The 4,729-nt window shown below is 44.3% G+C and carries 5 protein-coding genes and 2 pseudogenes; 6 read left to right on the forward strand and 1 reads right to left on the reverse strand.

All coding sequences use genetic code 11. The features are described from left to right. Positions 1 to 253: 253 nt before the first annotated feature. Complete coding sequence (locus JWJ90_RS22350; protein WP_205229438.1) at positions 254 to 712, forward strand: DUF6998 domain-containing protein; 459 nt, start codon at positions 254 to 256, stop codon at positions 710 to 712. A gap of 227 nt (positions 713 to 939) precedes the next feature. Here the strand turns inward: JWJ90_RS22350 and JWJ90_RS23410 are convergent. Continuing rightward, a pseudogene (locus tag JWJ90_RS23410) lies at positions 940 to 1,053 on the reverse strand (IS110 family transposase); the annotation flags it as partial. Between the two features lie 310 nt (positions 1,054 to 1,363). Here JWJ90_RS23410 and JWJ90_RS22355 point away from each other — a divergent pair. The 5 genes and pseudogenes from JWJ90_RS22355 to JWJ90_RS24065 all read left to right on the forward strand — a co-directional run. Further along, complete coding sequence (locus JWJ90_RS22355; protein WP_205229439.1) at positions 1,364 to 2,602, forward strand: MFS transporter; 1,239 nt, start codon at positions 1,364 to 1,366, stop codon at positions 2,600 to 2,602. Positions 2,603 to 3,132: 530 nt separating this feature from the next. Next, positions 3,133 to 3,702 carry a hypothetical protein gene (locus JWJ90_RS22360; RefSeq protein WP_205229440.1) on the forward strand — a complete coding sequence of 190 codons (570 nt, stop codon included), beginning with the start codon at positions 3,133 to 3,135 and terminating at the stop codon, positions 3,700 to 3,702. 75 nt (positions 3,703 to 3,777) lie between these two features. After that, the gene (locus JWJ90_RS22365; RefSeq protein ID WP_205229441.1) at positions 3,778 to 4,275 is read left to right on the forward strand and encodes a hypothetical protein; all 498 of its coding nucleotides are present in this window, start codon (positions 3,778 to 3,780) and stop codon (positions 4,273 to 4,275) included. A 12-nt stretch (positions 4,276 to 4,287) separates the two neighbouring features. Further along, complete coding sequence (locus JWJ90_RS22370; RefSeq protein WP_205229442.1) at positions 4,288 to 4,464, forward strand: hypothetical protein; 177 nt, start codon at positions 4,288 to 4,290, stop codon at positions 4,462 to 4,464. Positions 4,465 to 4,509: 45 nt separating this feature from the next. After that, positions 4,510 to 4,596 (forward strand): annotated as a pseudogene (locus JWJ90_RS24065) (VOC family protein); the annotation flags it as partial. Positions 4,597 to 4,729 lie beyond the last annotated feature (133 nt).

Consider the following 4,729-nt stretch of genomic DNA (forward strand, 5'->3'; position numbering starts at 1 on the left):
TTGGCGCTTTTCCCTTGTAGCGCAAGCTTTTGCAGGTGGCGCTCATAGAGGGACTCGAATCGTTTAATTTCGGCCTTGTTCATAGTATACTCCTTGCTGTAAGTGTTTGAAAATTAAACTCTTACACGAGTATACACTGGTTTTTATTCTGCCGCGCAGCGGCTTCGTCCAACAAAAGTTTCAACCCGACATTCCCCGCCGCTAAAGCTATGGGGAATGCGGGTTAAACAAGTGTTAGCCGTAAGGAGGTTCCATGCCGACTAGGCAGGAAATTGCCAAAGCTCTTGAATCAATATTCTTTGGAATTTCTCATTTAAAAGATTCCTTCCCGGACCGCCAATTCACCATTGATGGACGATTGGTTGGCGATATCGGCGAAGTGATAGCGGTAATGGTTTATGAAATTGAGCTGGACGAAGTGTCTCAGCCCACTCACGATGGAACGGCTTTAAATGGTGGTCGCGTGCAGATTAAGGCGACTTTCCAAGATGCTCTCACTTTCAAAACCGTTCCTGAGTACTATCTGGGCATCAAGATCAATCGGGATGGCACATTTGAAGAAATTTACAACGGCCCAGGGCAACCTATTTTTGACTACTATTCGCACCGTTCTGGAATTGGAGAAAAGTTGCTCCGGTTTCCGAATGAACAGCTGAAAGCATTATCGGTCAAGGTTCCTGATGAGCAGAGAATTCGCACGCGGGGCGGCTAACAAGTGTAAGTAGAATCGGGGGACATAATACCTTTTTAGAAATCTTGCGGGTGAAAAAAGAAACCGTTAACCTGCGTACCTACCCGCGAAAAGCGGACATCTTTTCTGATGATCAAGATCGACTTACTTTTCTGGAGAAGTTAACCGGTCGGGACTTGATGTTGAGAACAGAGGGGAGGTCACGAGTTGACAGGAAATAGGTATTATGTCCCCTGAATATATGTGGCCTTGCCGCCATGAATAGCGCGCAAATAGAGGGCATGACCGAGAATAAAATCGATCCCTTCGTCAGCACACAGATCGGCGAGCCAATACTAGGTAAACATGCACTCGCAGTCGACCACCAAGCCGACACGATAAGGTTTGATCAGTTCAATAAAAATTGTGCTGTTTGGTGTAGAATCTCATGAGCAGGCTCCTTTCTTTGAGGGTTTGTGTTTCTCAAAGGATAACGGATGGTCTGTTACCTGAGGAGAGGGCCTGCACTAGTATCAAAGTAATCAACCGGACGGAAAATACGTCTGTGCAAATTTAAAAGTAAAATCTAAAATTGCGGTGGTTGGCAAGCAGCATGTCGCCGCCGGTTATCCTGAACCATTAGCGCCTCGACTTAGCTGTCGGCGCTAATGGGCAGCTTAGAAAATAGCATTCATGGCCTTATCACAACCAAATAACCCTGAATCGATAGATTCAGCCAAGAACATCGAACGCAAATTGCCGGGAGGCATTTGGGTGCTTGGATTTGTCTCGATGTTCATGGACATCTCGTCCGAACTTGTTCACAGTCTCTTGCCGATATTCATGGCCACGGTACTCGGTGCGTCCATGGTTACGATTGGGATCGTCGAAGGTGTTGCTGAGGGAGTCGCTGCAATCACGAAGATGTTTTCGGGTGCACTCAGCGATTACTTCGGGAAACGCAAGTTCCTCGCCGTGCTTGGATATGCATTGGGTGCCATAAGCAAGCCTATATTTCCGCTTGCAACAACGATTGGGTGGGTGTTTGGAGCACGCTTTGTTGATCGTATCGGTAAAGGTATTCGCGGTGCGCCTCGTGACGCTCTGGTCGCCGATATCGTACCGCCGCAGCTTCGAGGTGCGGCTTACGGCCTACGCCAGTCTCTGGATTCGGCCGGGGCCTTTGTCGGGCCGCTGTTCGCGGTGGTATTCATGATTTGGTTAGCGAACGACATCAAAGCCGTGTTGTGGATTGCCGTCGTACCAGCATTCTTCGCGGTGTTTCTGCTTATTGTTGCGCTGCGCGAACCCGAATCTTCGGAACATGGCGCTGGTCCCAGAATCCACTTGACATTGACTGATGCCAAACGCTTATCCTTGCAGTACTGGCTTGTTGTCACACTCGGGGCAGTCTTTACCCTCGCTCGTTTCAGTGAAGCATTTTTGATTCTTCGAGCACAGGACGTCGGTCTTGCAATCGGTTACACACCCGCGATAATGATTGTCATGAATATTGCCTATTCCATATTTGCATATCCAGCGGGCGCGGCGGCAGACCGGCTTCCGGCGCGAACCCTTTTATTGTTTGGACTTTGGGTCCTTGTCGCTGCTGATGTCTTGTTGGCGATAGCTACATCGCCTTGGATTGCATTCATTGGTGCGGTATTCTGGGGCTTGCACATGGCGCTCACCCAAGGGTTGCTCTCGAAACTTGTTGCCGATACTGCACCGGCTGAGCTTCGCGGTACGGCCTTCGGGGTTTTTAATCTAATAAGTGGCGGAGCACTCCTACTGGCAAGCGTCATTGCGGGGTCATTATGGAGTTTATTCGGCGCCTCAGCCACATTTATTGCTGGAGCATCGTTTGCGACTCTTGCGGCAATAGGGTTGCTCCTTTACCGTCCTAATCCTCGAGCTGCAGGGACAGTATAGGCATGTGTTCAAGGCTGCCCAACCAGGCTAATGCAGCCGAAACAAAAAAACGTGCGGCTGATCAGCAGTAAGCGATCAGGGGACCCCCTGAAAGAACTCGTATTATCGAAACTGTAAGCGGTTACGGGGGGCCGGAGATGCTAGGCGTCGGCCTGTGCAGCGTACGCCTGTACGTAAGCAGGCCGATAACACTGCAGATTCGGTGCCCCGTGATCGCTTACGATCAGCAGCGTTAGCTGTCAAAATTTGTCCTGATTATGGTCGTTTTACTTTCCACAAGTTGCACCAAGTCGTCAGGGAAGTCTTCAGCGCACCGGTTATATTTGTCTAAGGTTTGCGTATTTAGTTCACTAAAACACTCAAGGAAACCACCGTTAATCCTAAGTTCATATCGTGTAGCCATCATGTACCTCCCCAGCTAACCAGGCCAGTCCAGCGGACGGGGCGACGTTGGCGGTTTTCGTTAAGGTCGTTGCTGCGCCAAGTTGCAGCGCCGCCCGCTGACCACGTTCGTTAGCAGAGAGAAAGATATGCAGCTATCAATAGACAACTACATTCAAATTGGAACTGTTACTATCGCATCCTTTGGTTTCGCCCTTGGATATATTCAATACAAAAAGGGACAACGTTGGAAACAATCAGAATTCGCATCAAGAGAAATTGATAGATTATTATCGAATGAGGTTCTGGTTTTGGCGTGCCAAATGTTAGATTGGGAACATGGTAAATCTAAAATCCCATTAAAATTTAAAGATACAAGAAATGAAGACCATGATTTCAAATATTCATGGTCTATCTATGAAAGAGCCATGCATGATAGTATCGATGGGCCTGACGGCAGAGGATATAATGAAGATGAACGTTATTGTAGGGTTATTTTTGATGATCTTTTCACATTCATTAACCTATTAAATCACTATGTTTCAGTAAAGCTTATTAAAGTTGAAGATATAAAGCCTGTTGAATACTGGACTGATCAGATTTTTGATTCTGAACTGACTGATAATAAAAATATATTTACGCCATATTTAAAAAAATTTGGTTATTCTGGCGTTATCGAACTCCATAAGAGATTTAAATGTGCTAACAAGGCAAATTAACTCGGATGCAAATTCCGCTGCGCTACATTTGCACCGGTTATTTGCGGCGTTATATTTCAACCAAACAAAAAAATCATGAATATAAAATATTTACTATTTTTAGCGGCATTTCTCGTTTGTCCCTCATCTGTCTATTCACAACAAGTCAATATAGAACTTGGCCCAGATGGGCAAATAGAAGAAATTAATTATAAAAATATTTCCAAAGATTACAAGTCAACCATATTGGCTCAACTTGTTTCTGACGATGTAATAAAAAAGGCAAAGTCACTCGCTAAAGCAGAGCGATACCATGAAGCTCACCAATTACTAAATGCAGTAACATATTTAGACTACAATAATACAACTTCGTTAATTCTTGCTTCATCGTATTTACAAAAAAATATCACAAACGAAAATGACAGAAAAAAGATTTTTAAAAATTTCACTTTTGAAGTTTCCAGTGCATTAAAAAGAAAACAGTCGAGTCATAATATAGATTTGAAACGTGGTCTTGTCATTGCCAATGAAGCAAAGTCTTTGTATTCGGAAAATACAGAAGAATTCAAAGTCGCTACAAGTTTAATTGAATAGCTAAAGAAATATATGAAACAAGAAGAAGTAACTATTGAAGTTTTATCTAAGTTAAGAAATCGGGCAGAAAAATCTAAACAGCAAGGAAAACACATTCAGGCAATTAATAATTTCGCAATTCTATATTATGCTGAGAACAACATATTACCACTAACTCAAATCATTAACTTGTTGAACCAAATGAATTGAGTTGAATATGTAATATAATGTACCAGAAAACAGGTCGCAATTATTATGCAAATTGACCGCCTTGATCATTTCGTGCTCACTGTACGAAACATAGACTCGACGATCCGATTCTACCAAACGGTTCTTGGAATGACTTCAGCTTATGTTTGCGGGTTGTAGGCACATTTTAGTGCAGTGCCTGAGATAATATCACGCAATTTCAATGTGATAAAATTTCACGCGTGGTGAAAATCTCAAAATCTGTGGGCACACGCGAAGCGATATT

Source organism: Desulfobulbus rhabdoformis (assembly GCF_016919065.1).
In the GTDB taxonomy this organism is placed as follows: Bacteria; Desulfobacterota; Desulfobulbia; order Desulfobulbales; family Desulfobulbaceae; genus Desulfobulbus; species Desulfobulbus rhabdoformis.

What these genes read in the sequence shown, in the direction of transcription:
- JWJ90_RS22350 (WP_205229438.1), top strand. Translation starts at nt 254, where the DNA reads ATGCCGACTAGGCAGGAAATTGCCAAAGCTCTTGAATCAATATTCTTT.
- JWJ90_RS22355 (WP_205229439.1), top strand. Translation starts at nt 1,364, where the DNA reads ATGGCCTTATCACAACCAAATAACCCTGAATCGATAGATTCAGCCAAG.
- JWJ90_RS22360 (WP_205229440.1), top strand. Translation starts at nt 3,133, where the DNA reads ATGCAGCTATCAATAGACAACTACATTCAAATTGGAACTGTTACTATC.
- JWJ90_RS22365 (WP_205229441.1), top strand. Translation starts at nt 3,778, where the DNA reads ATGAATATAAAATATTTACTATTTTTAGCGGCATTTCTCGTTTGTCCC.
- JWJ90_RS22370 (WP_205229442.1), top strand. Translation starts at nt 4,288, where the DNA reads ATGAAACAAGAAGAAGTAACTATTGAAGTTTTATCTAAGTTAAGAAAT.